Genomic DNA, 22,404 nt, shown 5'->3' on the forward strand with positions numbered 1-22,404 from the left:
GACGTAGGGCGAGAATCAGGAATCATCACCATGTCCAGCCCGTCTGTGATCGCCGTGCGCGACGATAGTCCTATGAGTAGTCCCGGACCCCGAGCTGGTGGTCCGACCTCGAGAAGGTCGTTCAGTCCAGCGCAGAAGCTAGCCCATTTGGCTGCGCATGACGCGGCCATCAAGAACAACGAGGGCGGCGCGTATCTGCGCACCGAAGGTTTGTACTCCTCACAGATCACGGAGTGGCGCAAACTGCGCGACGCGGGTGTTCTGGCGGGGAAGAAACCCGGGGAGAAGATTGGCCGGTTAACGCCAGAGCAAGCGGCAATAGCCCGGCTGCGCCGCCAGTTGAACAAGACCGAGCAGCGCCTGGAAACGTCGGGGGTGGCGTTGGAGATCATGTCAAAAATGCACGAGCTACTCGAAAGTCTTTCGAAGAGCTCGCGGGACGAAACACCGTGCGCGTTGCCGTAATGATCGCTTACCGCGAACTGGCCAGCCGAGGGATCTCGACTCGCGTCGCGGCCGACTTGGTCGGTGTTCCTCGGGCAACAGCGACCAGGAAACCACGCATCCCGGTGACCGGGCCGTCTCCGATCCCGGCGAACAAGATCGATGATGCCGACCGTCGGCAGATTCTCGCTGTCGTCAATTCGGAGTCGTTCGTGGATCTGCCACCGATCCAGATCTACGCGCAGCTGCTCGACGCGGGCACCTACTTGTGCTCAATATCAACGATGTATCGAGTGTTGAACGAGAACCAGCAGGTCAAGGAACGCCGCCGCCTGGCCCGCCATCCGGCGCGGGCGATCCTGGAGCTGACGGCAACGGGGCCAGGCCAGGTCTACTCGTGGGATATTACGAAACTTGCAGGTCCGGTCAAGGGGAAGTATTTCGACGCTTACGTGATGATCGATATTTACTCCCGGTACATCGTCGGCGCGTATGTTCACACGTCGGAATCGGGCGAGCTGGCGGTGGAGATGATGAAGGAAATCTTCGGCATTCACGGCGTCCCGCACGTCGTTCACTCCGACCGCGGCACGTCGATGACATCCAAGACCGTCGCGGCGTTATTGTCTGATCTGGAGGTCACCAAGTCGCACTCGAGGCCTCGAGTGAGCAACGATAATCCCTACAGCGAGGCGTGGTTCAAGACCCTCAAATTCCCGCCGACGTTCCCCGAACGCTTCGGCTCCCTGTCCGACGCGAAGACGTTCATGGCCGCGTTCGTCGACGGCTACAACCACGAGCATCGCCATTCCGGGATCGGCCTGAACACGCCCGCCGACGTTCACTACGGCCTCGCAGCGGCGAAAGCCATCGAACGAGCAGCGACGCTGGACGCGGCACGCGCGCGCTTCCCCGAGCGATTCAGCACAACCCAGGCACCAAAGATCCTGTCCATTCCCGAGACGGCATGGATCAACAAACCAGCCGACAAACCCACCGAGAATGACCGCCTCGAACTAGCCGCCTAAACCCCCACTGGCCTCATCCGCCTTGACGGTGATGATGGGAGTAGGCCGTGGAATGGTGTGACTCCAACCTTGACTGACGCTTCGTGAAGCTGTCCTTAATTTGATCCGTCCACCGTTCCGCGGCTTGCATCAAACGCATTCGCCAGGCGGACATGACCTAATAGGAGCTTGACCAAGAAGTCCCATCACCGTCTTGTCTGCCCACCTGACGAACGCGAGTCCGCCCTGTTACTCGAGCGTCAGAGGAGCTATTCCCATCATGACAACCGACGACATCAGCGTCATCGCCGGCATCGACACCCACGCCGACACCCATCACGTCGCCATCATCACCAATTACGGCAAACACCTTGCCGATAAGAAGTTTCTGGCCGTGGGATCCGGCTACCGCGAAATCGCCGAATACATCACCCGGTATGGACCGGTGATCGCTGTCGGCGTCGAAGGAACAGGGTCCTGCGGTGCTGAATTGACCCGGGTCCTGATCCACGAGGGCTTCGACGTGAAAGAGGTCAACCGGCCCAATCGCCAAGCCCGACGCATCTACGGCAAGTCCGATCCGCTAGACGCCTATCAGGCCGCCGAATCTGTCCTCGCCCAGCACGGCACCTCTACACCAAAAGCCCGCGACGGTAACGTCGAAGCCCTCCGAGTGCTGCGCACCGCGCGCACCAGCGCGATGAAGGCACGCACCGCGGTACTAACGCAGATCAGCGCCGTACTGACATCGGCCCCAGAGAGTATCCGGGCCAAATATCGGGGCAAGACCAGCGAATCCCGTGCCAAAAGCATTGGGCTGCTGCGGGGATTTCGGACAGCGGAATTAGTGGTTTCTTCTACGCTGCCAGGGCTGGCTGTTGATAACCATAGTGGACTTCGTTGGGGCGTCGGTAGCCGAGCGCTGAGTGCCGGCGTCGGCTGTTGTAGAACCCCTCGATGTAGCGGATGATGTCGCTGCGGGCTTGGGTTTTGGTCGCGTAAATGGTCCGGTAGACGCGCTCGTTTTTGAGCATCGAGAAGAACGATTCAGCCATGCTGTTATCCCAACACACGCCAGTGCGACCCATGGACGAGCGCATCCCCAGACTGCTCACCAAGGCCCGGAAATCGGCCGACGTGTAAACACTTCCGCGATCGGAGTGCCAGATCGCGTCAGGCAGGATCGGAGTCGTCGCAGCAGCATTCTTGAGCGCGTCAGCGACCAGTTCGGTGCGCATATGATCGGCGATGGACCACCCGACGACCTTCTTGGAGAAGCAGTCGATGACGGTGGCCAGGTAGATGAACCCCTGCCAGGTGTGGATGTAGGTAACGTCGCCGACGAACTTCACTCCTGGGCGGTCAGCGGTGAAGTTGCGCTTCACCAGATCCGGCATGGACGCTGCGGCCGTAGCGTCCGCCTCGGTCGTGACCCGGAACGGACGCGGCTGACAGGCGACAAGGCTCTCGGCACGCATGATCTGGCGCACCAGCTCTGGGGAACACTCGGTGTTCTCCTCGGCCAGGTCGACGTGGATTCGCCGATACCCGTAGGTCCCGTCGGACGCTTCGAAGAAGTGCTGGACTCGTGCCGTCAACGCTTCCCTACGGGCCGCGGTGGCCGACTGTGGGCGACCCAACCAGTGGTAAAACCCCGAGGTCGATACCCCCAACCACCGGCACATCTTCACCACCGGATTCAGGTTTCTCGGCTCGTTCTTCTGGGAGTCGACATACTCGTACTTGGCCATCACCGCTGCTCCCGCGCGAAGTAGGCCGTCGCTTTTTTCAAGAACGCGGTCTCCGCCCGCAAGTCCTGATTTTCCCGTTCGAGTTCCTTCAGCCGGGCCCGTTCCGTGACCGTTAACTCGGTCTCCGTCCCGCCATTGGCCTCCCGATACTTGATCAGCCAGTTGCGGAGAGTTTCCGGGCCCACACCGTACGCGACCGCGACGTCCTTGATCGGTTTGGAGGTGTTGATCACCTCACGGCACAACTCGTCTTTGAACTCCTGAGTGAATCGCCTACGCAATGCGGACGTGCTGCTCTCTCTTCCAGTAGCACCCTCATTTTAAGAGGGCCCACTGTCCGAGATCTCCGGAGCAGGCCAGTGACAGTCCTGTCCACCCGCCGGCGTCAGTGCCACACCACACTAACCCCAACCGAACAGGACCACCATGGCAGTTTCTGCACCTCTGAATCTCACCCACTCTGGTCACGTTGTGATCGGCGTCGATACTCACAAACATGTCCATGTCGCAGCAGTGATGGACTCCGTTGGCGGCATCCTGTCTTCTCTCACGATCGCAACTGACAATGGCGGCTACCAGCAGCTACTGAGCTGGGCAACCGAATTCGGGCAGATCATCGCCTTCGGAATCGAGGGCACCGGCTCTTACGGCGCCGGGCTGACCTCATTCATCCGCCGTAACGGACACCGTGTCGTCGAGGTGAACCGGCCCGATCGACGAATGCGGCGACTGGTCGGTAAATCTGACACTCTCGATGCCGAAAACGCGGCTCGCGCTGTCCTCGCCGGGTTCGCGACCGCAGAACCCAAGACCGCAGATGGCACCGTGGAAATGATCCACCAACTTAAAGTCGCCCACGACACAGCGGTGAAAGATCGTTCCGCAGCGATGATCACCCTCAAAGCAATGCTCATCCACAGCTCAGACCAGCTCCGCCAAGACACCGCCGGCAAAACCCAGGTGATGCTCGCACGACATCTTGCCTCTCTGCGGCCGACCCGGCTTGAAACTCCGGATGACAGCAACCGATACACACTCCGATCCCTCGCCCGACGTTGGATTACTCTGAATACTGAGGCGTCGGAGCTTGAGACGATGATTGAGGGACTCGTGCTCAAAACCGCACCTCAACTCGTGGAGTCGTTCGGCATCGGGGCCGACACTGCGGCAGAGATCCTCATCGTCGTCGGAGACAACCCCGAACGCATCAAATCCGAGGCTGCTCTGGCGAAACTCGCTGGGATCAGCCCAATCCCGGCGTCCTCCGGGATGACCTCAGGTCGCCATGGCATCAATCACGGCGGCCACCGGCAACTGAACGCCGCGATCTATCGCACCGTCATCGTCCGAATGCGCTTCCATCAGCCCACGATCGAGTACGTGACCCGGCGCACCACCGAAGGTCTCAGCAAACGCGACATCATCCGCTGCCTGAAGAGATACGTCATCCGCGAGGTCTTCCACCTTGTCTGCCCGGTTGAAAACGCAGTCCTCAAAACCAGTTGACAACTATAGGAGCATCTGTCAAATTATTCACAACGTATAGCGGAGATACGATGGCAGACGAATCGACGATACTGAAGACGCTGACGCATCTACGCAGCACAGGAGGACTCGCCTATGTCCACGCGGAATCAAATTCGCTTGTTGAGTCCTCTCAATTGGACGCGGTCGAGCGAAATCAAATTTCAGCCGGCTTTCATGGTGAAACCCGATCTGAACTGGCCGAAGTCGCAGCAGTCCGAACCGTTCTAGATCTCGCAGAAGCTGCTGGAGCCCCCGTCTATTTTGTTCACCAATCCACGCCTGCCGCGATAGAAGCGGTGCGAGAGGCCCGGAACAGGGGACTCAGGGTGTTCAGCGAAACTGTTGTTCATCATCTCGTATTGGACGATGCAGTATATGAGGGTGATTGTCCAGAACTTTACGTTTGTTGTCCTCCGATACGATCGAAAAATAGTATGCTCCGTGTCGGCGAACTTTTGGGTTCGGGTCATGTTGACACGGTCGGAAGTGACCATTGTTGTTATGACACTCAACAAAAAGCGTCGTCTAAATCGGACGTCAGAACCATGCCGAATGGTCTCCCGAGCGTTGAGACCAGGCTTCCTGTTCTCTTTAGTCAATTCGTCACGACGGGTCGCATGACAGCAATGAAGTTCGTGGAGCTTTCTTCCGCAAACCCGGCTCGCCTGAACGGACTTTTTCCACGAAAAGGCTTGATCGCACCGGGTTCCGATGCGGATATAGTTCTTTGGGATCCGAGCGCAAAAGTAACTTTAAGATCATCGGACCTCCACATGGCAACGGACTTTACGCCATATGAAGGAATTTCTGTCACGGGCCGGCCAATTGCCGCATTTGTCCGGGGGCGCTCAGTCGTTCGTAAGGGTGAATTTATTGATTCGGCACCTCAAGGGCGGCATGTCAAAGCGAGTCCTGTGTTTCTCCCCAAGGAGGCCAGCTGATGTCGAGTATGCCGGATGTGCCTACGTCGAATAGAAACTTTCCTGTGAAGTCTCAATCAGAGAATGCGGCAACAGAAGAAAGCGTATCGGTGTGGTCTGAGGAGCTTAAAAAAAACTAGTTGCGGCGTCGAGTGTAACCGGGGAGGCAACGGAGATTTGGCGCATTGTCGACGAAGTTCTCGCAGACCTCGGGTACACATCACGCGCCATATTCATAGATGAATATCGTACGGGACATTTGGAATATAGTCCGCCTGATTCTTGTGGGCAGGTCGGAACGTCTTATGTGGCGACGCATCGGACCTCGAACGTAAACGATCGCGGGGGACGTGTAAGTGATACGCGCGAAGATTCGGGTCCGACCCTTCTTTTTACCCATCTGGATACGGAACCAGAGCACGCGGGTTGGCGCATTCCGCCGTTAGAACTAAGGAAGTGCCAACGCAGAGCGTATGGATTAGGTGTCGCGGATGCGAAAGCAGGAATTGTCTCTATCCTCGCAGCGCTCAAAATTCTGCAGAAACAATCACGTTTCCCAAAGTATCCACCAGTAGTTGTCTTTGCCACCGCGAAGCAAGGGGGAGGTTTGGGGATGCTTCAAGCGGTGGCTGAAGTGACTGGTGTCAAAGAGGCGGTCTACTGCCATCCCGCGGAGAGCGGCGAGGGACTTAGACAGCTCAAGACTGCTTCGCGCGGGGTGGCAACAATACGGGCTACTTTTCATGTACGTACACCGGTGCCGCAAGAAGAACGATCTCCGATAAGCGCAGATCCTCGTATCGGTCTGAACCCGATAAATGCGTCGGTCGAATTAGCGGCGGCAGTGCGAACCTTTCCGTCGGAGTCGGCTATTTGGGAAGTTACAGGGATCACTGGAGGTGGCATAACTCCATTTGAAATACCTGGCACGTCAAAAGTTGACATCTCCTGCTGGTTTTCTGATCACGATGCAGAGTTTCAGAGATCTTTCGTTGAACGTAAAATTGCCGCGTCGACATCATTGTTCGTAGCACAAGGGGGGATAGTTTCTGTCGACCTGGTAGGGCTTCGTGCAAATCCGGCAGGGGAAATCAGTTCGAACTTCATCAGGTCAGTTTCTGAGGTTATAGCTTCTGTCACGGGAGTTAATCCCGAGCGATACGGATGGCACAGTGCGAGTGACTTACGGTTTCCTATTCGCATTCTAGGTGTTCCAACGGTGGGATTTGGAGCGCGTGGTGGCGGATTTTATGGGCCAGATGAGTGGGTCGACTTGGATTCGATGGACCAAGTGTCCGAAATTCTAGCGGAATTGCTACTTCGTGGAGAGGAGTAGTGGCGTCGTCATCTCCCGAACATAGAGCTTATACCCGTCCTAGGACTCAGGTGAGGTTCCGGTGGTGATGTGACTGGCTGATCCCAGGCCGAAAGGGGGTGGCCCTAGATCTTCATTTTAATGATTCACATAGCAGCCAGGGTATGACTTGATCACAAAGCATTTGGGTGTCTGTTACCTTCAGGGCATGGGGAGTAACGGTTGGACTGAGCGTTTGGGAGACGCGCTGCGGGCGAGGGCCTCAACGCCAGTTCCTCTTGCCGCCACCGTGACGACGGGCGCGCAATTGAAGGTCAGAGCAACTCTTGCAGCGTTGGAACGCCAGAACGATTACGCCGCCCACCGTGGTGTCGGCATGGACACGAAGGCGTCGCTGCTCCTTGTTCTATCTGGCATAGTAACGACCGTGAACTTTTCGGAGGACACGCTGATCTTTCGGCTTTCGACGGTTTTCGCCTTACTGACCGCCGGGTTGGCGATCGTGTCGCTATGGCCCACGAAAGTAAAGGGCATCCATTCCAAGACGCTTTCCGATCGAATTTCCGGAACATTTCGGAACGAGCCATTCAGCTCGTATGAGTTCTTCGTTCTCGAGCTAGAGGTAGCGGCGTTCAACCGGCGGCAGAAACGAATTCAAGCACGCGGGGTATGGCTCGCAGGGGGTTTGTTGCCTCGGGCGCGATGCTCCTATTGGCGGGGTTAGGCATATTTTGGGGCGAGGGTTTGACCAACAGCAACGACAACACGGATATCCGGCTTCCGGTACGAGAGACTACGGAAATGCCCTGGCCGCTCCTCTTGCACAATCAGGACGCCATACGACCACCTGCCCTCAGTGTAATTAATGGAGAATCTAATGGCCCCTGACACAGATAAATCAGACGACAGCAACGCAGTGCCACCTATTGCCGATCGAGACAGCGAATTGCTCTACCTGAGCGAGAGCGGTAAGAAGCTTGGAAAAACATCGGGGGATTAACACGGAGCAGTCATAGGCCTTCGAGGCAACAACTCACGTGTGACGATGGTGACTGGCGAGTACTGGAACGAATTCGTCCTTAGCCTGGAACGTCGTACACACCCGCCGAGAAGTCCCCAGTCGTAGCAAGGCCTCCCGAATAGGCTGAAACACCCACTGCGGGTGTTTCAGGAAATTGAAGTCTCGTTTTCATGAAATCCAAGCGAACGGGCCGGTTGAGTAGAAATACTCGGCCGGCCTTCGGTTTTTAACGGTGTTGGCGGGGCCGATCGGGCCGGTTGAGGCGGAGTTGCTCGTTTAAATGGGAAAAGGCCTGCGGGTGGGCAGGCTGATGCTTTCGGTGCGCGGGTGGTTGGTGCTGGAGTAGGTGGCGGCCGTTGTTACTGCGGTGGCGCCAGGGCCGGTAGGGAGCTGTGGGCGCTCAGTGGTGTTCCGGTGGCTTCTTTGCGGCGGCGTTCGCGGGACAGCGTATGTCCGAGGTCGACTTCGGCGGCCTTCACGTAGAAGTCGTATGTTTTGCGCAGGTTCGATGAGACGGCGGCGAGTGTTGCGGCGAGGTAGTTAAAGGCGAAGCCGCGGCCGGAACGTTTGCTGACGTTGGCGAGGTCTTCGAAGTTCTTGCCCTTGAGGGTCTTGTTGGCGGATTCGACGAGGCTGCGCATGCCGAAGTACTTGCGGTGTTCTTTTGATTTGTAAGCGAATTTCTGTAGGTGCTTGACCGCGAGCCGAGGGTCTCGGTTTCGTTCGGACGGTGCACCTGCGTCGAGGGGAATGGTGACACTCACTGGTGTGGAGGGTTTGGCCACCCGTTTGCCACTGACACGGTCAATGGCCGTATAGCTGCCGGGAGTGGGGTAAAGGAAGCGCTGAAATCCGTCCTTGTCGGGGCGGCCCTTGGGTTTCATCCGGTAGGCATTGCAGTTTTCTAGATAGGCCTTGAAGGTCTTCTTTGAACTACTGTGGGCATTTCGGACAGCGGAATTAGTGGATCCCTCTACGCCGTCAGTGCCGACTGCTGCTCACCATAGTGGACGTCGTTGGGCCTACGGTAACCGAGCGCGGAGTGCCGGCGTCGGCTGCTGTAGTACCCTTCGATATAGCGGATGACGTCGCTGCGAGCTTGTGATTTCGTCGCGTATACGGTGCGATCAACGCGCTTGTTCTTGAGCATCGAGAAGAAACTTTCCGCCATGCTGTTGTTTCAGCCTACGCCGGTGTGCGCGATCGGGGAACGCATCCCCAGACCGGTCACCAAGGCTTGAAACTCGGCCGATGTGTAAACGCTGCTGCGGGTCGGAGTGCCAGATCGCGTCTGGCTCGATCAGGATTGTTGCAGCGGCGCTGGCGAGGGCGTCGGCGACGAGCTCGCGCGTGATCGGCGATGGACTAACCAACGACTTTCTTGGAATAGCAGTCGATGACGATGGCCAGATAGATGGATCCCTGCCAGGTGTAGATGTAGGTGATGTCACCGACGAACTTCACGCCGGGCGGTCGGCGGGCAGCAGTCGCTGACTGCGGTCGGATTGCCCAATGGTGAAAACCTGACGTGGACACGGCCAACCACAGGCATATTCTCACCACCGAATTCCGGTTGGTGGGGTCAGATTTTTGAGAGTCGATGTATTCGTACTTGCTCACTACCGCTGCCCCTGCGCGAAGTAAGCGCTGGCTTTTTTCAAGAACGCGCTCACCGCCCCGCAACTCGTGAACTTCCTGCTCAAGCTCCGTCAAACGAGCTCGTTCCGGCACCGTCAAATCAGTCCCGGTGCCGCCATTGGCCTCGCGGTATTTACCCAGCCAGTTGCGGAGCGGCTCGGGCCCGATGCCGTACGCGGTAGCGACGTCCTTGATCGGTTTGTACGTTGTGATCATCTCGTGGCGCAGCCCGTCTATGAAGTCTTGGGTGTAACGCCTACGTGCTGCAGTCATACTGCTCTCTACTTTCAGTGAACCTTCATTTCCAGAGGACCCACTGTCCGAGATATCCGCGGCAGCTCAGTACTCGCGGTGAGGGGAGTAGCGGCACTATTGCCGGCCAAGGCGCTGTCGACTACGCCATCACGAATGACCGATGGCCGCCTTCGTGGGCGAGAAAAGGGATCCGCCCACCCGTTGCCTGACGCCAACGCCGTCCAGTTCGTCGATTCACCCCCACAGCATCGCACGCTGCAGTCAGCGTCGAACCTTGGGTGATCAACACCCAAAACCGCGCCTGTTTCTCAACCAGCTCATACTTCAACCACACGTACAACACCTCACAAAATCGAGTGTTACGACGACCGGTTGAATCCGCCGAACCTTCTACGGGACACTTCTGGGGAATCAGGAGTCTGCGCGCTGGTCGTCTTTCCAGTCCAGGATGTCACCCGGCTGGCAGTGTAGGACTCGGCATATTGCGTCGAGTGTGGAGAACCGGATAGCGCGAGCCCGCCCGTTTTTGAGGACGGCGACGTTGGATGGGGTGATGCCAACCGCCGCGGCGAAGTCACCGACGGACATGCCGCGTTCAACCAGCAGGCGGTCGATGAGGATCCGTACGGCCACTACACGACCTCGTCGAGTTCGACTCGCATGAGGACCGCGCGGCGCAGCAGCGACCGGAGAACGCTTAGAACGAGAGACAGGGTGATTCCCAGCAGGACGCCGCCGAATATCAGGAGCGCCAGTAGCGGCGGGCCCGGAATGAAGGGTAGGAGAGACGCGATTAGGACAGTCGCGATGATGACCGTCAGAACCAGCAGGTCGACCGCTCGTGCCGCGGCGCGATCGAAGATCCGATCCTGATGGATATACCCGACCAATAGGGCCGTCGCGGCGAGCACTGCTTCTGCGCAGACGCCGACAGCCCAGGCTAGCGCGAGAAGGAGGGGTTGTAAGTCAGCAAACTCAGGATTGTCGCGAGCGAGGGAAGCAGAGATCGGAAACAGCAGGATTCCACCGACAACGATGACGACGGCTAGAGCACCGAGCGCCATCCAGGTCGCTATCGTTATCGCATGCGAGGTCCGAGATATATTCGAGCTCATCTATCGAGTATCAATAGTTATCTATTGAATGTCAATAGAAAAGATCGTTTAGTGGATTTCTGTGCGGCTGCCTTGAACGAGCCGATCACGCACGAGGCGCCTCCGCCTCTGGGCGGCGCTGACGGGTCCATGCTGGACGGTTATGGGCCGACACCATCTGAATCCCACCTGTGGCTCCGACCCGGCAGGACACGATTCTTTAATGTCTCCACGGGCCCACAAGAGGAACCTCACTGGATAGAAAGATGTCGCCCGCACCCCAGAGGATGAGGAAAAAGACGGCCCCAATTACGACGAGGAGTCCCGCTGCTGCTTGCATAAGCATGCTAGCCAGCGGCCGTCGGTAACTTTGATCGTTTCTCCACAGCGAGATTTGTCGTTCGCCTGCTGCTCGCGCCTCGAGGATTCCCGAACGCGTCGATAACCCAAGACCGCACAGACAAAAAGGATGCCGACAATAAAGGTCAACATAACGTCTGATCGCAGCTCAGCCGGTAGTGCTCGCGTTTCCCCGACTGGACGCCGATTAGCCGCCCCATGGGACCGTTCATAAACGGAGACCGCAATCGGGCCGAAGGCATTGGCCGAGACTCATGCCCTGTTCCCGGAGTGGGAACCCTCAGCGGCGGCGAGGCTGGCCGACTGCTGCCACTCCATGGCTAATATTTCGAACTGAACGTATTGCGAGGTTTGCCTCAAGAAGTCTTCTTTGCTCCCGAGTGCAATCTCTCGCATGCCGAGACGGCGAAGCACTTTGACTGGAGCGGTGTTTGTTTCGACCGCCTCGGTCCAAATTCGGCTGAGCCCAAGGCCATCGAAGCCGAATGCAACTCCGGCACGCGCAGCAGCTGTCCCCAGACCACGACCCCACGATGTGGACGGGCCAACCACATAGCCAAGCTCGCGTTCCACTGGACCACTCCCATGCAGGTCTACGTAGCCAATCGGGTCCTGGGCATCGAGTGCGAGCAATCGGATGAGGTGCGGGTCAGGATTCGAAATCTGCTCATGCCACCATCCCACCGCCTGCTGTTGGGACTCCCGGGCTTGCCAGCCCGCGCGCGCACAGAACAACGCGTCGGTTTGCCATCCGGCAAGCGCCTCGACGTCTGCCTGCGTCAGCTCACGAAGAGTGAGGTCCACTCCGTCATTATCAGCCATGCGCAGGGAGGCGGTTATCGGGGCAACTCATCAGTCAGGTCGAAATTCATTTGAACACGCCGGCCGTATCCGAGTCCTCGCTGTTGCTCCGCTACTAACAGATTTCGAAGAAAATCAGAATCAGGATCACGCTCGATAAAACCACAGCTCAAGTAGAAGGGGGCGTTCTATGGAACGTCCGCGAACGTTCGCAAGGTGACCCGTTTGCATCCGCGCAGTCTTGATTCGCTCTTGACTGCCTCGACGAGCGCGCGCCCATGCCCGCGGTTCGCCGCTGGCTGCCTTACCGATAGCTGCTCGAGATGACCGCTGCCAGGGACTGCGAGGACGTGGGCAAACCCGACCGCATCCGATTTTGGACCGTCGCTGGCTACGAGGATGAAGTCATTCTGCTGTGATGGCTTCGTATAAGAAGGAGCAGGCCGCCAGCCGACAATCGAGAATACGGTCGCGAACAGCGTGTCAGCTTCATTCTCGATCGCTTCAAGAAGTTCCAGATCGTCGGCCGTCGCCTGTCGAAAAAAAGTCTTCAACATGACTCCGAGGGTAGCGTGATGAAGGGCGCCGCAAGGGGGTCGGTGACCGGGCACTCCCCCACCGTTCTCGCTTTCATGGTGTTCTGCAATCTCGGGTGACGCGATTGCCCCGCCCGACATTAGGCCCGATGACCGGGCGTCATACGCACGGTGTTGCTACGATCCCTTGATAGCGCCCATGGGTGTCAAAACAGATTGGTCGGCTGCGCTCATAAAATTATCGAGACAATCTGATGGTTTTCTTCTACGCCACGGCCGTTTGGGTGATCGTCACCCGAGACAATCCCAGCTGCTTCGCAATCGCCCGCACTGACATACCCTCACTGGCGCGAAGATGCTAAATCTCTGCCCAATCCTGCACTGTATTCACCCATCAATCGTGGTGGGTGGTCTACCTCGAAGAGCGTCACTGGCCTACTTATCGACGAGCGCTGACAACGGCCGTGGCCTCGGAGGCGCAGCTCAGTGTCAATCAGTGCTCCGGCCGGCCTGTATCGTCGTCTTCTCTCGTAGGAGAGTCGGCGCACGTAATCGAACTGTAACGTCTCGCTGCGCCCTTACGGGAGTGGCCGTGCGAGACTAGAACTTCACCTTCGCCTACGGCTCTCAGCCTGCGTCCCCATCCAGTTCCGCATCAGCGTCTCCAGTCGCGCCCGTGCCGGTGGCGGTGAATTGATGTGTGATCGAAGCGAAGAGGTTTTGATGTGTGGGATTTTTTAGGGGATCAGTTTGAGCAGATTCTGTTCAGCAGCTGGCAGCACTTCAGCCTCGTCGTACAGTGCCTGATTCTGGCGACAATTATCGCCGTCGTGCTGGCCGCCTTCGTTTACCGAAGTTCCGCGCTCACCGGGGTTGCCAACTCGGTGTCGGCCATTGGCTTGACTATCCCGTCGTTTGCTTTCATCGGGCTGCTCATCGCACCGTTCGGCTTCGGCGTTGTTCCGGCCGTCATCGTCGTGGCGTTCTTTGCTACGCTGCCTATTCTGCGCAACGCGGTCGTGGGCCTGTCGGGTATTGCGCCGTCGATCGTGGAATCCGCCCGCGGCATCGGCATGAGTCGGTTTCGCACGCTTCTGCAGGTGGAACTGCCTATGGCGTGGCCGATCATCCTCACAGGCATTCGGGTATCCGCCCAAATGGTCATGGGAATCGCCGCGATCGCCGCATATTCCCTCGGCCCAGGCCTGGGCGGATTCATCTTCTCCGGCCTCTCCCGCCTCGGCGGCGCCAACTCCCTTGAGTCGGTGCTGACGGGCGTCATCGGCGTCGTTGTGCTCGCCCTCATTCTTGATCTTCTTCTCGTCGGCCTCGGCCGCCTGACCACACCCCGAGGTATTCGTGTCTGAACTCATTGCATCCAACAGCGCAGAATCCATCAGCACCGAAGATTCCCCGACCGGCATCACCGGTGCGAATATCCTGCTGGACCACGTCACCAAGCGTTTCCCCGGGCAGGCGCGCCCCGCCGTCGACGGTCTGACCATGGAGATTCCGGCCGGCAAGATTGTCATGCTCGTCGGCCCCTCAGGCTGCGGCAAGACCACCACCCTGAAAATGATCAACCGACTCATCGAACCGACCGAGGGCTGTATCGTCGTCGACGGTGACGACGTGACCAATATGAACGGCGATACCCTGCGCCGAGGCATCGGCTATGTCATCCAGGCCGGAGGGCTCTTTCCCCACATGACCGTGGCCACCAACATCGGTCTCGTGCCGAAAATGCTCGGCTGGGACAAAGCCCGCATCGCGGCCCGCGTCGACGAACTCCTCGAGCTCGTCTCCCTCGACCCGGCACTCTACCGAAACAGGTACCCTAGAGAACTTTCCGGCGGTCAGCAGCAGCGCGTCGGCGTGGCGCGCGCCCTCGCGGCCGACCCGCCCGTTCTACTCATGGACGAGCCCTTCGGCGCCGTCGACCCGATCACCCGTCTGCGCCTGCAGGACGAACTGCTCAACATCCAGGAAGAACTGCAGAAGACCATCGTCTGCGTTACCCACGACTTCGACGAAGCCGTCAAGCTCGGCGACTGGATCGCCATCTTCAACGAGGGCGCCCAGCTCGAACAGTACGACACCCCGGAACGCATCCTCGGCGACCCTGCCAATGAGTTCGTCGAAAACTTCATCGGGTCCGGCGCTGGCCTCAAACAGCTCACCCTAACCCGGGTGGCAGAGGTCGGGTTCGGCGACGCCGTCGTGGGAAGCCCCGGCGAACGGGCAGCGGATGTCCTGGCCCGCCTCATCGACGCCGGCCACGGCCACGCGGTCATCGTCGATGAGCGGCACCGTCCCATCCAGTGGCTCTCCCGGCGCAAGCTCGGCCGCCTCGAGGTCATTAGTAACGTTAACGATCCGAAACTTCCGGTCGTCGGCTACCGTGCCACGCTTAATGATGCACTTGACATAATGCTCGTCTCCAGCGCCGGAGCCGCGCTCGTCACCGGCCGCCGCGACATGTTCAAGGGCGTCATCGACGTACAGACCGTCATGGACGCCATCACCCGGTCACAGACCGCTGCCGTGCTCGAGTCGGACCAAGCTCCCGTCGGACTGAACACCGGCGTGTTCCAAGCGCAGGCCTCGACCACCGACACCGACCTGAACGAGGCCGATAGCAGTGGTGCTAATAGCAGTGATGCTGATGCGCGGGCCGTGCAGTGAGTACCCGCACGGTGACTACAGAAGCCGGCAGTGCCGGCGGCGACTCCGCTATCGAAACACCCGGCGACCCAGCCGCACCGGCCGCACCGGCCGTACCGGTCAGTCACGCCCGCGCGGTGTGGCAATCCTGGCGGGGACTGGTTTACCAGCTGGCCGGCATTCTGCTCGCGTTCCTCGCGCTCGTCATCTGGCTACTGACAGCTAACCTCTCTCCGATCGAACTGACCACCCTCGCCCCGGACGCGCTCTGGGTCTACACCGTGGAGCACATCCAACTCACCCTCCTCGCCGCGGTAATCGTATTGGTTATCGCAATTCCCGTGGGAATCGCCCTGACCCGGCGGCCCCTGCGGTTTTTGACCGCTCCGGTGCTCGCGATCGCCAACGTCGGGCAAGCCGCCCCCGCAATCGGCGTCGTCGTACTCCTCGCATTTTGGGTTGGCTTCGGCTTTTGGGCGGCGACGCTCAGCCTCGTGCTCTACGCGGTGCTCCCGGTGCTGCGAAACACCATGGTCGGCCTGCAACAGGTCGACGCCCGCCTCATCGAAGCCGGACGTGGCATGGGCATGAGCTCCACGGCGGTGCTCTTTCGGGTGGAGCTCCCCCTCGCCGTGCCAGTCATGCTGTCAGGTGTGCGTACCGCCCTCGTTCTGCTAGTCGGCACCGCAGCCCTGGCCACATTCGTCAACGGTGGCGGACTGGGCATCCTCATCACCACGGGCGTCAATCTCAGCCTCACCCCCGTGCTCGTCACCGGGGCCCTGCTGGTGGCGCTGCTCGCCCTCCTCATCGACTGGGTCGGCCGTGTGGTAGAACACGTCGCCCGCCCGAAGGGACTCTAGATGTACCGCACTTCTTCACGCACCCGTCCTCGCGCCCGTGGGCACCTCGGTCGCTGGGGCCTCGCCACGGGTATCCTCGCCCTGTCCGCCGTCGCCTTGACCGGCTGCGGACTGCAGCCGGCGACCTCCTACGTTCCCGCGGTCGGACTCGGGTCGATCACCCCTCTCGACGGCGCCGACGGCGTAAACCTCACAGTCACGTCCAAGAACTTCACTGAGCAGCTACTGCTCGGCAAAATCGCCGTCCTCGCCGGGACTGCAGCCGGATTCGACGTCACAGACCTCAGTAACGTGCCCGGCAGCCAGCCGGCCCGCGATCTGCTTCTCTCTGGCCAGGCCGACGTGCTCTGGGATTACACCGGAACCACGTGGCTGACCTACCTCGGCCAGACTGAGGCGATCACTGACCAGAACGAAATGTGGCAAGCCGTATACGACCTCGATATCAAAAACGGTGTCACCTGGGGTGCGCCAGCACCGATGAACAACACCTACGCCCTCGCCGTGCGCAGTGAGGCAGTCGCCGACCTCGGCAACATCACGGCCCTGTCCGAACTTGCCGCGTTACCGGTCGCGGATCGTACCTTCTGCGTCGAGTCCGAATTCAACTCCCGGCCAGACGGCATGAACCCCATGCTCGCCCACTACGGACTAGAACGTGGCACCGCCAACGGCGTGCCCGACAACAACATTGGCATCTACGACACCGGTGCCATCTACAGCGCAACCGACAACGGCGCCTGCAACTTCGGCGAAGTCTTTACGACTGACGGTCGCCTCGACGCGCTCGACCTCACCGTCCTGACCGACGACCTCGCATTTTTCCCGGCATACAACGTGGCGCCGATCTTCTTCACCGAGACGATCGAGGCCCACCCTGGCCTGGAAGAGATCTTCGCCAAAATATCGCCCCGGCTCACCGACGAAGTTCTGCGTGGCATGAACCGTCAAGTTGACGTCGACGGCGCCGAACCCGCCAATGTGGCCTACGCCTGGATGATCGAGGAGGGTTTCATCACCGACCCAACCAGCTAACCAGACACGGGCGACGGATGCCGCTAACAGCACGATCGTCCGGGCCAGCATCGCAGTGGCTCTGCTCTCGCTGGCTGGACACATCAACCTCACCGGCGACTACACGTGCCCACACGGCAGCACGTTAGCGTCGGATAGTTGGCGAATTAACACGCCACCGCGATTACCTTGGTCGCTACCAATTCAGCTGACGTTCCGCACTTCTCTATCGTGTTTTGGCCTCCACCCGCTGCCGTGTCAGCAAGCTTTGGTCGCGCTGTCGATGCCGGCTGGGACCACGAACGAGGCCATCATCGACCAGACGGTTCAGGTAACGCCTAAGACGGATGCCTCGGTCTGGGCATCATCCGTCATCCGGGATTAGATCAGATCGGCGTGGTGGGCCGCAGCCACGTTGGGGTGGGCGCGTAAGCGGTAGCGCAGGGCGTTGTCACCGTAGGTCGTCTCAAGAATGGGACTGTTGGTCGGGTCGGCAGAGAGCCCGCGGGCCTCGCGAGACAGGCTCTCGTCGAGCTGCAGTCGCGGCATTACGGTGTCGAGTGCAGGGTTGAAGAAGAACGGCACGGAGATGCGGTCGGACCCGTCTTCAGGGGAGAAAACGCGGTGCAGGGTCGCCTTGAGGTAGCCATCCGTTGCCAGCTCGAGCATTTCGCCGATGTTCACGACGAAGGCGCCGTCGAGCGGGGGAGCGTCGATCCACTCGCCATCGTGCTCGACTTGCAGGCCATCCTTGTCTGGTTCGACGAGCAGCAGTGTAAGAACTCCACCGTCGCGGTGCTCGCCTACACCCTGGGCACGTACCGGCTGGCCGGGATAGCGCACGATCTTGGTTAAGAGGAACGGGTTCTCGGCGAAAGCGGCGTCGAAGACGTTCTCGGGGCTACCGAGGGCGAGTGCCCAGGCGCGCAGCAGGCGAAGTGCGATGCGGCTCAGCTCCTCATTCCAGCGCAGGGCGACGGTCTTCAGCTCGGGCAAGGAGTCCGGCCAGAGGTTCGGGCCCTCGAGGCGCCAATAGTCTGGAGTTCCGACGGCGAGGGGCACGGGCTCGCGGTCTACTCCGATATCGATTTGCTCACGCCAGTCGACGGCGTTGGCGGTGAGCTCCCCGCCGACGCGGGTATAACCGCGAAACTGGGGACTGTGGATGTTTTCCAGCTTGAGTTTCTGCTCGGCCGGTAGATCAAAGAACTTGCGCGAGACGGCGAGGAGCTCCTTCGTCAGCTGCGGGTCGACGCCGTGGCCGGTCAGGTAGAAGAACCCGACCTCGTGGGTGACGCGCAGGAGGTCGGCGCGGAATGCCGCAGCTTCGGCTTCGCCAGCGTCGAGTTGAGAGAAATCGAGGATTGGGAGTGAAAGCACCATGGTTCAAGTTTGACACCGCGCAGGCCACGCTGCGAATTGTGACGTCTCCGAGCCTTAGACGGGGTTATACGCGTCGGCTGCGCCCGTGTGGTGAATTGAGGCCGAGGTAAGGAGAATCCGTTTCATGACTAATCGTCGAAAGTTCAATGCTGAGTTCCGGGCCGAGGCTGTGGAGCTGGTGATTTCATCGGGCCGGCCGATGACTCAAGCCGCCCGGAGATCGGTGTTATCGAGGGTCGCTGGGCAGCTGGGTGCGCCTCTGGAAAGAGGAATACTACCGAGGCTGGTGCTGCAGAACTCCGGTGTGAGAGCGGCCTTGGACAACCCGTGCACTTCGTAGCTAGGAATGCTTTGTCCTCGCCACGCGTTACCTGTGTGCGTACGTTATCGAAAGGACTTTGCTCATGAGTAAGACGTGGTTTATTACTGGTGCATCCAAGGGCTTTGGCCGCGAATGGGCAGAGGCCGCGCTGGAGCGCGGGGACTCCGTCGCAGGCACGGCACGAAAACTGGCAACACTCGATACCCTCCGTGACAAATACTCCGAAACGTTTCTGCCGCTTCAGCTTGATGTCACGGACAAAGATGCAGGCTTCGCGGCCGTCCACAAGACAGTCGAGCACTTTAGCCGCCTCGATGTTGTCGTCAACAACGCTGGATATGGTCATTTCGGCATGGTTGAGGAGTTGACTGAAGCTGAGGCTCGAGCGCAACTTGAGACGAACGTGTTTGGCGCCCTGTGGATTACACAAGCGGCGTTGCCAATCATGCGTCAGCAAGGTTCGGGCCATATCATCCAGGTATCGAGTATTGGCGGGATCAGTGCGTTCCCATCTGTTGGCATCTACCATGCGTCGAAGTGGGCGCTTGAAGGCTTCTCGCAGTCTCTCTCACAGGAGGTTGCAGGCTTTGGTATTAACGTGACGTTGGTGGAGCCTGGCGGCTTCTCGACTGATTGGTCCGGGCCATCCGCCTCGCATAGCGAACAGATGCCGGAATACGCCGACGTCCGACAGGCCGCGGCAAGGCGTCCGTCGGCGAACAACCCCGGCGACCCTACGGCCACCCGAGGCGCGATCCTTAAGGTCGTCGACGCGGAAAAGCCGCCACTACGCATCTTCTTCGGCACGGCCCCCCTAGCAATCGCGACGAAGGATTACGAATCACGCCTGGCGACGTGGAACGAATGGCAACCTGTTTCGATCGAGGCGCACGGCCACTGAGCCTCTGCAGAGCGACATGGCCGGCGCCTGAGAACTATCGGCGATGACAGGGACCTGCCGCAAACGGCCGGGATGAACCCCGAAACCCGATCGCACTACGCCGTTACCGCAGCGTAGTGAAGCGTGCAGGGGAGTTGCTCACGAGTTGTCTTCGAGGATAAGTTGTGCCGCGTGCCAGGCAAGCGCCTGAGTCGGGGCATTGTTGTTACCCGATGGCATGTGCGGGAAGACGGACGCGTCAACGACTCGGAGTCCTTCCACCCCGCGAACACGAAGCCGAGCGTCTACGACGTCGTCGTCATTGGGGCCCATTGCACACGTGCCCAGCGTGTGGTAACCGGTTCCGCCGCGGTTGAGCGCGTTTTCGAGTATCTGCTCATCCGTTGCATAATCAGTGCCAGGGAGGGTTTCCTCGCGCACGAGTCGGCTGATCGGACCCTGGGCCATGATTTCGCGTCCCTTCCGTGCCCCGAGAACGACCAAGCGGCGGTCGTGCTCGGTTTCGAGGAAATTCGCGATAACCGTCGGCTTGTTCGACGGCAAAGCACCGGTGATGTGGATGGATCCGGTGCTCGTTGGGCGCAGCGGGTAAGTCAGGAACATCATTCCCGGGTTTTTATCGACTTTCACTTTGCCCGAGGTTAACGATGCCGCCGCAGTGGAGATAGGAGTGAAGAATCCCTGCGTGTCCGGCCGGTCGGATTTCGGATCCGACTTGTAATACATCAGCACGTTGTAGCCGCCGAACGACATGACGCCGTCACGTTGCATCAGATATTTCGTGCCGGTGAGCATCTGCCGTGAAACGTTAGAGAGCTGCTTGTTGTATCCGTCTGCGCCCTGCATCGAGAATTGGAAGCTGGTGCCGTGATGCTCGTACAACCGTTCTCCGACGTTGGGGCTGTCCACGACTACCTGCACCCCGGCAGAACGTAGCTGATCTGGATCTCCTCTGCCGGAGCGTTCAAGGAGAAGCGGAGTGTCGAGCGAACCGCCGGCCAGGAGCACTTCTTTACGGGCGGAGTAGTCGACCGTCACGCCCTTGCGCTCAACGCGCACTCCGGTGGCACGCTTCCCATCGAAGAGAACATATCCAACCTCCGAATGGCTTAGCACCGTCAAGTTGGGCCGTTGCCGAACCGGATGCAGATACGCCTCCGCAGCGCTAACGCGCAAGCCGTTCGCGATGTTCGACGATACGTATCCGACGCGCTCATTGTCGCTCCCGTTCAGGTCGTCTTCCCGGTTCATACCGAGCTTTCCTGCAGCGTCCATGAAGGCCTCACTGACCTCTTCGGGTGGGGAAGCTACGGAAATCCCGACGGGACCGCCGACGCCTCGAATATCCGACGCGCCAAGTGCGTGGTCTTCAATGCTCCGATAGGCGCCTACAAAGGTGTCCCATCCCCAACCAGGATTGCCTGCCGCTTCGATCGAGTCGTAATCGGGCTTCCAACCGCGGTTCCAGACCATGCCGTTCACCCCAGTGGAACCGCCGATCATCCGACCGCGCGACCAATGCTCGACGGACCCGGTTCCAAACGGTTCCGTGGCGAACTTCTTCGTGTACTTCGGGTCCGTCATCGTGAAATAGAACCCCTTCGGCACGAGAATCACCGGACTACGATCGGAGCCTCCGGCTTCCAGCAGCAAAACCTGATTCGCGGGGTCTTCGCTCAGTCGATTGGCCAGGACACATCCCGCCGCTCCGGCACCGACAATAATGTAATCAAAAATCATGCTGAACTCCGTCTTCCTTGTGGATGATCAACGGACGCACCGATTCAGGCGTCGAAGACACTCTATTTATTACACTAAGTGTTTTAATTCAAGTATTGTCAGAGAGTAGGGTCGAGTCAATGGCTTCCACCCCCGATACCGGAGAGAGTCGAGGGCGAGGACGCCCCTCGACAGTGTCAGTGGATGCCGTCGCAGAGATCGGCCTGGGCTTGTTTTTGAAAAACGGCTTTGACAAGACAACGATGACCGACATCGCCAGAGCCGCTGGCATTGGACGCAAGACATTGTTCAACTACTTCCCCAACAAAGCCGACATCGTTTGGAACCGTTTCAACCGGCAACTCAAAGACCTCACCAATGCGCTGGATCATGCTCCCATCGACATCGTCAGTACTGACGCCGTCGTGGCAGCGGTACTCTCCGGTCTGCACACCTATCCCGCTGCTCTGCCCATCATGCATGCCGAAGTCACCCTCATTCAGGCAGTTCCGTCGTTACAGAGTTACGCGTACATGCAGGGTCAACCCTGGCGGGATGCCATCACCCGCTTCATCGCTGGCCGAGAAGGACTTGACCCAGAGGACACGCTGCCGGAAGTTCTCGGCCACGGCTACTGGCACGCTATGTTCGTCGGTTTCCGTAAGTGGCTCTGCGCAGGGCAATCGTCCCCCTTGCCATATGTGGAGACCGCCCTCCGGGACTACTCCAGAGCCCTACAAGCCGCATTCGCACACGAAAAGAATCAATAAGCGGAATGCGGAACACTCTCACGGCACCCGATATCCGCGGACCTCCGAACGAATGATTCTGAGACCAGTCTTCGTACAAGTACTCGCCTGTGCGACATT

General features: G+C 59.3%; 21 protein-coding genes and 1 pseudogene. 12 read left to right on the forward strand and 10 right to left on the reverse strand.

Going from position 1 to position 22,404, the window contains the following annotated elements:
• Positions 1 to 72 precede the first annotated feature (72 nt).
• Together CXY73_RS04380 and CXY73_RS04385 are read left to right on the forward strand one after the other, a co-directional pair.
• Positions 73 to 1,472, forward strand: a protein-coding gene (locus CXY73_RS04380) for an IS3 family transposase (RefSeq protein ID WP_104176979.1) whose coding sequence is annotated in 2 segments (ribosomal slippage) — positions 73 to 394 and positions 394 to 1,472 — 1,401 coding nt in all. Because the reading frame shifts where the segments join, the coding sequence is not laid out codon by codon here.
• Between the two features lie 259 nt (positions 1,473 to 1,731).
• Positions 1,732 to 2,421 (forward strand): transposase, encoded by a 690-nt coding sequence (locus CXY73_RS04385; RefSeq protein WP_104176960.1) that lies wholly within the window; start codon positions 1,732 to 1,734, stop codon positions 2,419 to 2,421.
• Here the strand turns inward: CXY73_RS04385 and CXY73_RS04390 are convergent.
• A protein-coding gene (locus CXY73_RS04390; RefSeq protein ID WP_233198136.1) for an IS3 family transposase occupies positions 2,309 to 3,483 on the reverse strand; the annotation gives its coding sequence in 2 pieces (ribosomal slippage) (positions 2,309 to 3,231 and positions 3,231 to 3,483; 1,176 coding nt in all). The genes CXY73_RS04385 and CXY73_RS04390 overlap by 113 nt on opposite strands.
• Before the next feature lie 145 nt (positions 3,484 to 3,628).
• Here CXY73_RS04390 and CXY73_RS04395 point away from each other — a divergent pair.
• The 4 genes from CXY73_RS04395 to CXY73_RS04410 all read left to right on the forward strand — a co-directional run bounded on the left by CXY73_RS04395 (position 3,629) and on the right by CXY73_RS04410 (position 7,688).
• Positions 3,629 to 4,708, forward strand: a complete 1,080-nt coding sequence (locus tag CXY73_RS04395) for an IS110 family transposase (protein ID WP_104176962.1) — start codon at positions 3,629 to 3,631, stop codon at positions 4,706 to 4,708.
• Positions 4,709 to 4,758: 50 nt separating this feature from the next.
• A complete protein-coding gene (locus CXY73_RS04400) occupies positions 4,759 to 5,670 on the forward strand; it encodes an amidohydrolase family protein (RefSeq protein WP_104176963.1) in 912 nt (303 codons plus the stop codon).
• Between the two features lie 286 nt (positions 5,671 to 5,956).
• On the forward strand, positions 5,957 to 6,985 hold the full coding sequence (locus tag CXY73_RS23435) for a M20/M25/M40 family metallo-hydrolase (RefSeq protein ID WP_158254024.1): 1,029 nt from the start codon (positions 5,957 to 5,959) through the stop codon (positions 6,983 to 6,985).
• Between the two features lie 214 nt (positions 6,986 to 7,199).
• The gene (locus CXY73_RS04410; RefSeq protein ID WP_146071620.1) at positions 7,200 to 7,688 is read left to right on the forward strand and encodes a hypothetical protein; all 489 of its coding nucleotides are present in this window, start codon (positions 7,200 to 7,202) and stop codon (positions 7,686 to 7,688) included.
• A gap of 656 nt (positions 7,689 to 8,344) precedes the next feature.
• Here CXY73_RS04410 and CXY73_RS04415 read toward each other — a convergent pair.
• From CXY73_RS04415 to CXY73_RS23445, 7 genes and pseudogenes are all read right to left on the reverse strand, one after another.
• On the reverse strand, positions 8,345 to 8,869 hold the full coding sequence (locus tag CXY73_RS04415) for a hypothetical protein (protein ID WP_104176966.1): 525 nt from the start codon (positions 8,867 to 8,869) through the stop codon (positions 8,345 to 8,347).
• An 89-nt stretch (positions 8,870 to 8,958) separates the two neighbouring features.
• Positions 8,959 to 9,896 (reverse strand): annotated as a pseudogene (locus CXY73_RS04420) (DDE-type integrase/transposase/recombinase).
• A gap of 121 nt (positions 9,897 to 10,017) precedes the next feature.
• Positions 10,018 to 10,221, reverse strand: a complete 204-nt coding sequence (locus tag CXY73_RS23440; protein WP_369831208.1) for a helix-turn-helix domain-containing protein — start codon at positions 10,219 to 10,221, stop codon at positions 10,018 to 10,020.
• 68 nt (positions 10,222 to 10,289) lie between these two features.
• The gene (locus CXY73_RS04425) at positions 10,290 to 10,511 is read right to left on the reverse strand and encodes a helix-turn-helix transcriptional regulator (protein WP_104134389.1); all 222 of its coding nucleotides are present in this window, start codon (positions 10,509 to 10,511) and stop codon (positions 10,290 to 10,292) included.
• Complete coding sequence (locus CXY73_RS04430) at positions 10,511 to 10,993, reverse strand: DUF2975 domain-containing protein (protein ID WP_104134388.1); 483 nt, start codon at positions 10,991 to 10,993, stop codon at positions 10,511 to 10,513. The genes CXY73_RS04425 and CXY73_RS04430 overlap by 1 nt, the downstream gene beginning before the upstream one ends.
• 591 nt (positions 10,994 to 11,584) lie before the next feature.
• Positions 11,585 to 12,154, reverse strand: a complete 570-nt coding sequence (locus CXY73_RS04435) for a GNAT family N-acetyltransferase (protein WP_104134387.1) — start codon at positions 12,152 to 12,154, stop codon at positions 11,585 to 11,587.
• A 167-nt stretch (positions 12,155 to 12,321) separates the two neighbouring features.
• Positions 12,322 to 12,810 (reverse strand): GNAT family N-acetyltransferase, encoded by a 489-nt coding sequence (locus CXY73_RS23445; protein ID WP_104176967.1) that lies wholly within the window; start codon positions 12,808 to 12,810, stop codon positions 12,322 to 12,324.
• Positions 12,811 to 13,394: 584 nt separating this feature from the next.
• Here CXY73_RS23445 and CXY73_RS04445 point away from each other — a divergent pair.
• From CXY73_RS04445 to CXY73_RS04460, 4 genes are all read left to right on the forward strand, one after another.
• Positions 13,395 to 14,036 carry an ABC transporter permease gene (locus CXY73_RS04445; RefSeq protein WP_104176968.1) on the forward strand — a complete coding sequence of 214 codons (642 nt, stop codon included), beginning with the start codon at positions 13,395 to 13,397 and terminating at the stop codon, positions 14,034 to 14,036.
• Between the two features lie 28 nt (positions 14,037 to 14,064).
• Positions 14,065 to 15,354 carry an ATP-binding cassette domain-containing protein gene (locus tag CXY73_RS04450; RefSeq protein ID WP_104176980.1) on the forward strand — a complete coding sequence of 430 codons (1,290 nt, stop codon included), beginning with the start codon at positions 14,065 to 14,067 and terminating at the stop codon, positions 15,352 to 15,354.
• A gap of 116 nt (positions 15,355 to 15,470) precedes the next feature.
• Positions 15,471 to 16,196 carry an ABC transporter permease gene (locus CXY73_RS04455; protein ID WP_104176981.1) on the forward strand — a complete coding sequence of 242 codons (726 nt, stop codon included), beginning with the start codon at positions 15,471 to 15,473 and terminating at the stop codon, positions 16,194 to 16,196.
• The gene (locus CXY73_RS04460) at positions 16,197 to 17,231 is read left to right on the forward strand and encodes a glycine betaine ABC transporter substrate-binding protein (RefSeq protein ID WP_104176969.1); all 1,035 of its coding nucleotides are present in this window, start codon (positions 16,197 to 16,199) and stop codon (positions 17,229 to 17,231) included. It abuts the gene before it with no gap.
• Positions 17,232 to 17,591: 360 nt separating this feature from the next.
• Here CXY73_RS04460 and CXY73_RS04465 read toward each other — a convergent pair whose 3' ends face one another.
• The gene (locus CXY73_RS04465) at positions 17,592 to 18,593 is read right to left on the reverse strand and encodes an isopenicillin N synthase family oxygenase (RefSeq protein ID WP_104134060.1); all 1,002 of its coding nucleotides are present in this window, start codon (positions 18,591 to 18,593) and stop codon (positions 17,592 to 17,594) included.
• 404 nt (positions 18,594 to 18,997) lie between these two features.
• On the opposite strand from CXY73_RS04465, the gene CXY73_RS04470 reads away from it, so the two are divergent.
• Positions 18,998 to 19,816: an SDR family oxidoreductase gene (locus tag CXY73_RS04470; protein WP_104176970.1), complete on the forward strand. Its 819-nt coding sequence runs from the start codon at positions 18,998 to 19,000 to the stop codon at positions 19,814 to 19,816.
• A 138-nt stretch (positions 19,817 to 19,954) separates the two neighbouring features.
• Here the strand turns inward: CXY73_RS04470 and CXY73_RS04475 are convergent, their stop codons facing one another.
• Positions 19,955 to 21,556, reverse strand: a complete 1,602-nt coding sequence (locus tag CXY73_RS04475; protein ID WP_104176971.1) for a GMC family oxidoreductase — start codon at positions 21,554 to 21,556, stop codon at positions 19,955 to 19,957.
• 119 nt (positions 21,557 to 21,675) lie between these two features.
• Here CXY73_RS04475 and CXY73_RS04480 point away from each other — a divergent pair, with 119 nt between their 5' ends.
• A complete protein-coding gene (locus CXY73_RS04480) occupies positions 21,676 to 22,305 on the forward strand; it encodes a TetR family transcriptional regulator (RefSeq protein ID WP_158252946.1) in 630 nt (209 codons plus the stop codon).
• Positions 22,306 to 22,404 lie beyond the last annotated feature (99 nt).

This window comes from Cryobacterium sp. Y50 (assembly GCF_002929805.1).
GTDB lineage: Bacteria > Actinomycetota > Actinomycetes > Actinomycetales > Microbacteriaceae > Cryobacterium.

What these genes read in the sequence shown, in the direction of transcription:
- CXY73_RS04385 (WP_104176960.1), top strand. Translation starts at nt 1,732, where the DNA reads ATGACAACCGACGACATCAGCGTCATCGCCGGCATCGACACCCACGCC.
- CXY73_RS04395 (WP_104176962.1), top strand. Translation starts at nt 3,629, where the DNA reads ATGGCAGTTTCTGCACCTCTGAATCTCACCCACTCTGGTCACGTTGTG.
- CXY73_RS04400 (WP_104176963.1), top strand. Translation starts at nt 4,759, where the DNA reads ATGGCAGACGAATCGACGATACTGAAGACGCTGACGCATCTACGCAGC.
- CXY73_RS04415 (WP_104176966.1), bottom strand. Translation starts at nt 8,869, where the DNA reads ATGAAACCCAAGGGCCGCCCCGACAAGGACGGATTTCAGCGCTTCCTT.
- CXY73_RS04430 (WP_104134388.1), bottom strand. Translation starts at nt 10,993, where the DNA reads ATGAGCTCGAATATATCTCGGACCTCGCATGCGATAACGATAGCGACC.
- CXY73_RS04435 (WP_104134387.1), bottom strand. Translation starts at nt 12,154, where the DNA reads ATGGCTGATAATGACGGAGTGGACCTCACTCTTCGTGAGCTGACGCAG.
- CXY73_RS23445 (WP_104176967.1), bottom strand. Translation starts at nt 12,810, where the DNA reads ATGTCGGGCGGGGCAATCGCGTCACCCGAGATTGCAGAACACCATGAA.
- CXY73_RS04460 (WP_104176969.1), top strand. Translation starts at nt 16,197, where the DNA reads ATGTACCGCACTTCTTCACGCACCCGTCCTCGCGCCCGTGGGCACCTC.
- CXY73_RS04465 (WP_104134060.1), bottom strand. Translation starts at nt 18,593, where the DNA reads ATGGTGCTTTCACTCCCAATCCTCGATTTCTCTCAACTCGACGCTGGC.
- CXY73_RS04470 (WP_104176970.1), top strand. Translation starts at nt 18,998, where the DNA reads ATGAGTAAGACGTGGTTTATTACTGGTGCATCCAAGGGCTTTGGCCGC.
- CXY73_RS04475 (WP_104176971.1), bottom strand. Translation starts at nt 21,556, where the DNA reads ATGATTTTTGATTACATTATTGTCGGTGCCGGAGCGGCGGGATGTGTC.
- CXY73_RS04480 (WP_158252946.1), top strand. Translation starts at nt 21,676, where the DNA reads ATGGCTTCCACCCCCGATACCGGAGAGAGTCGAGGGCGAGGACGCCCC.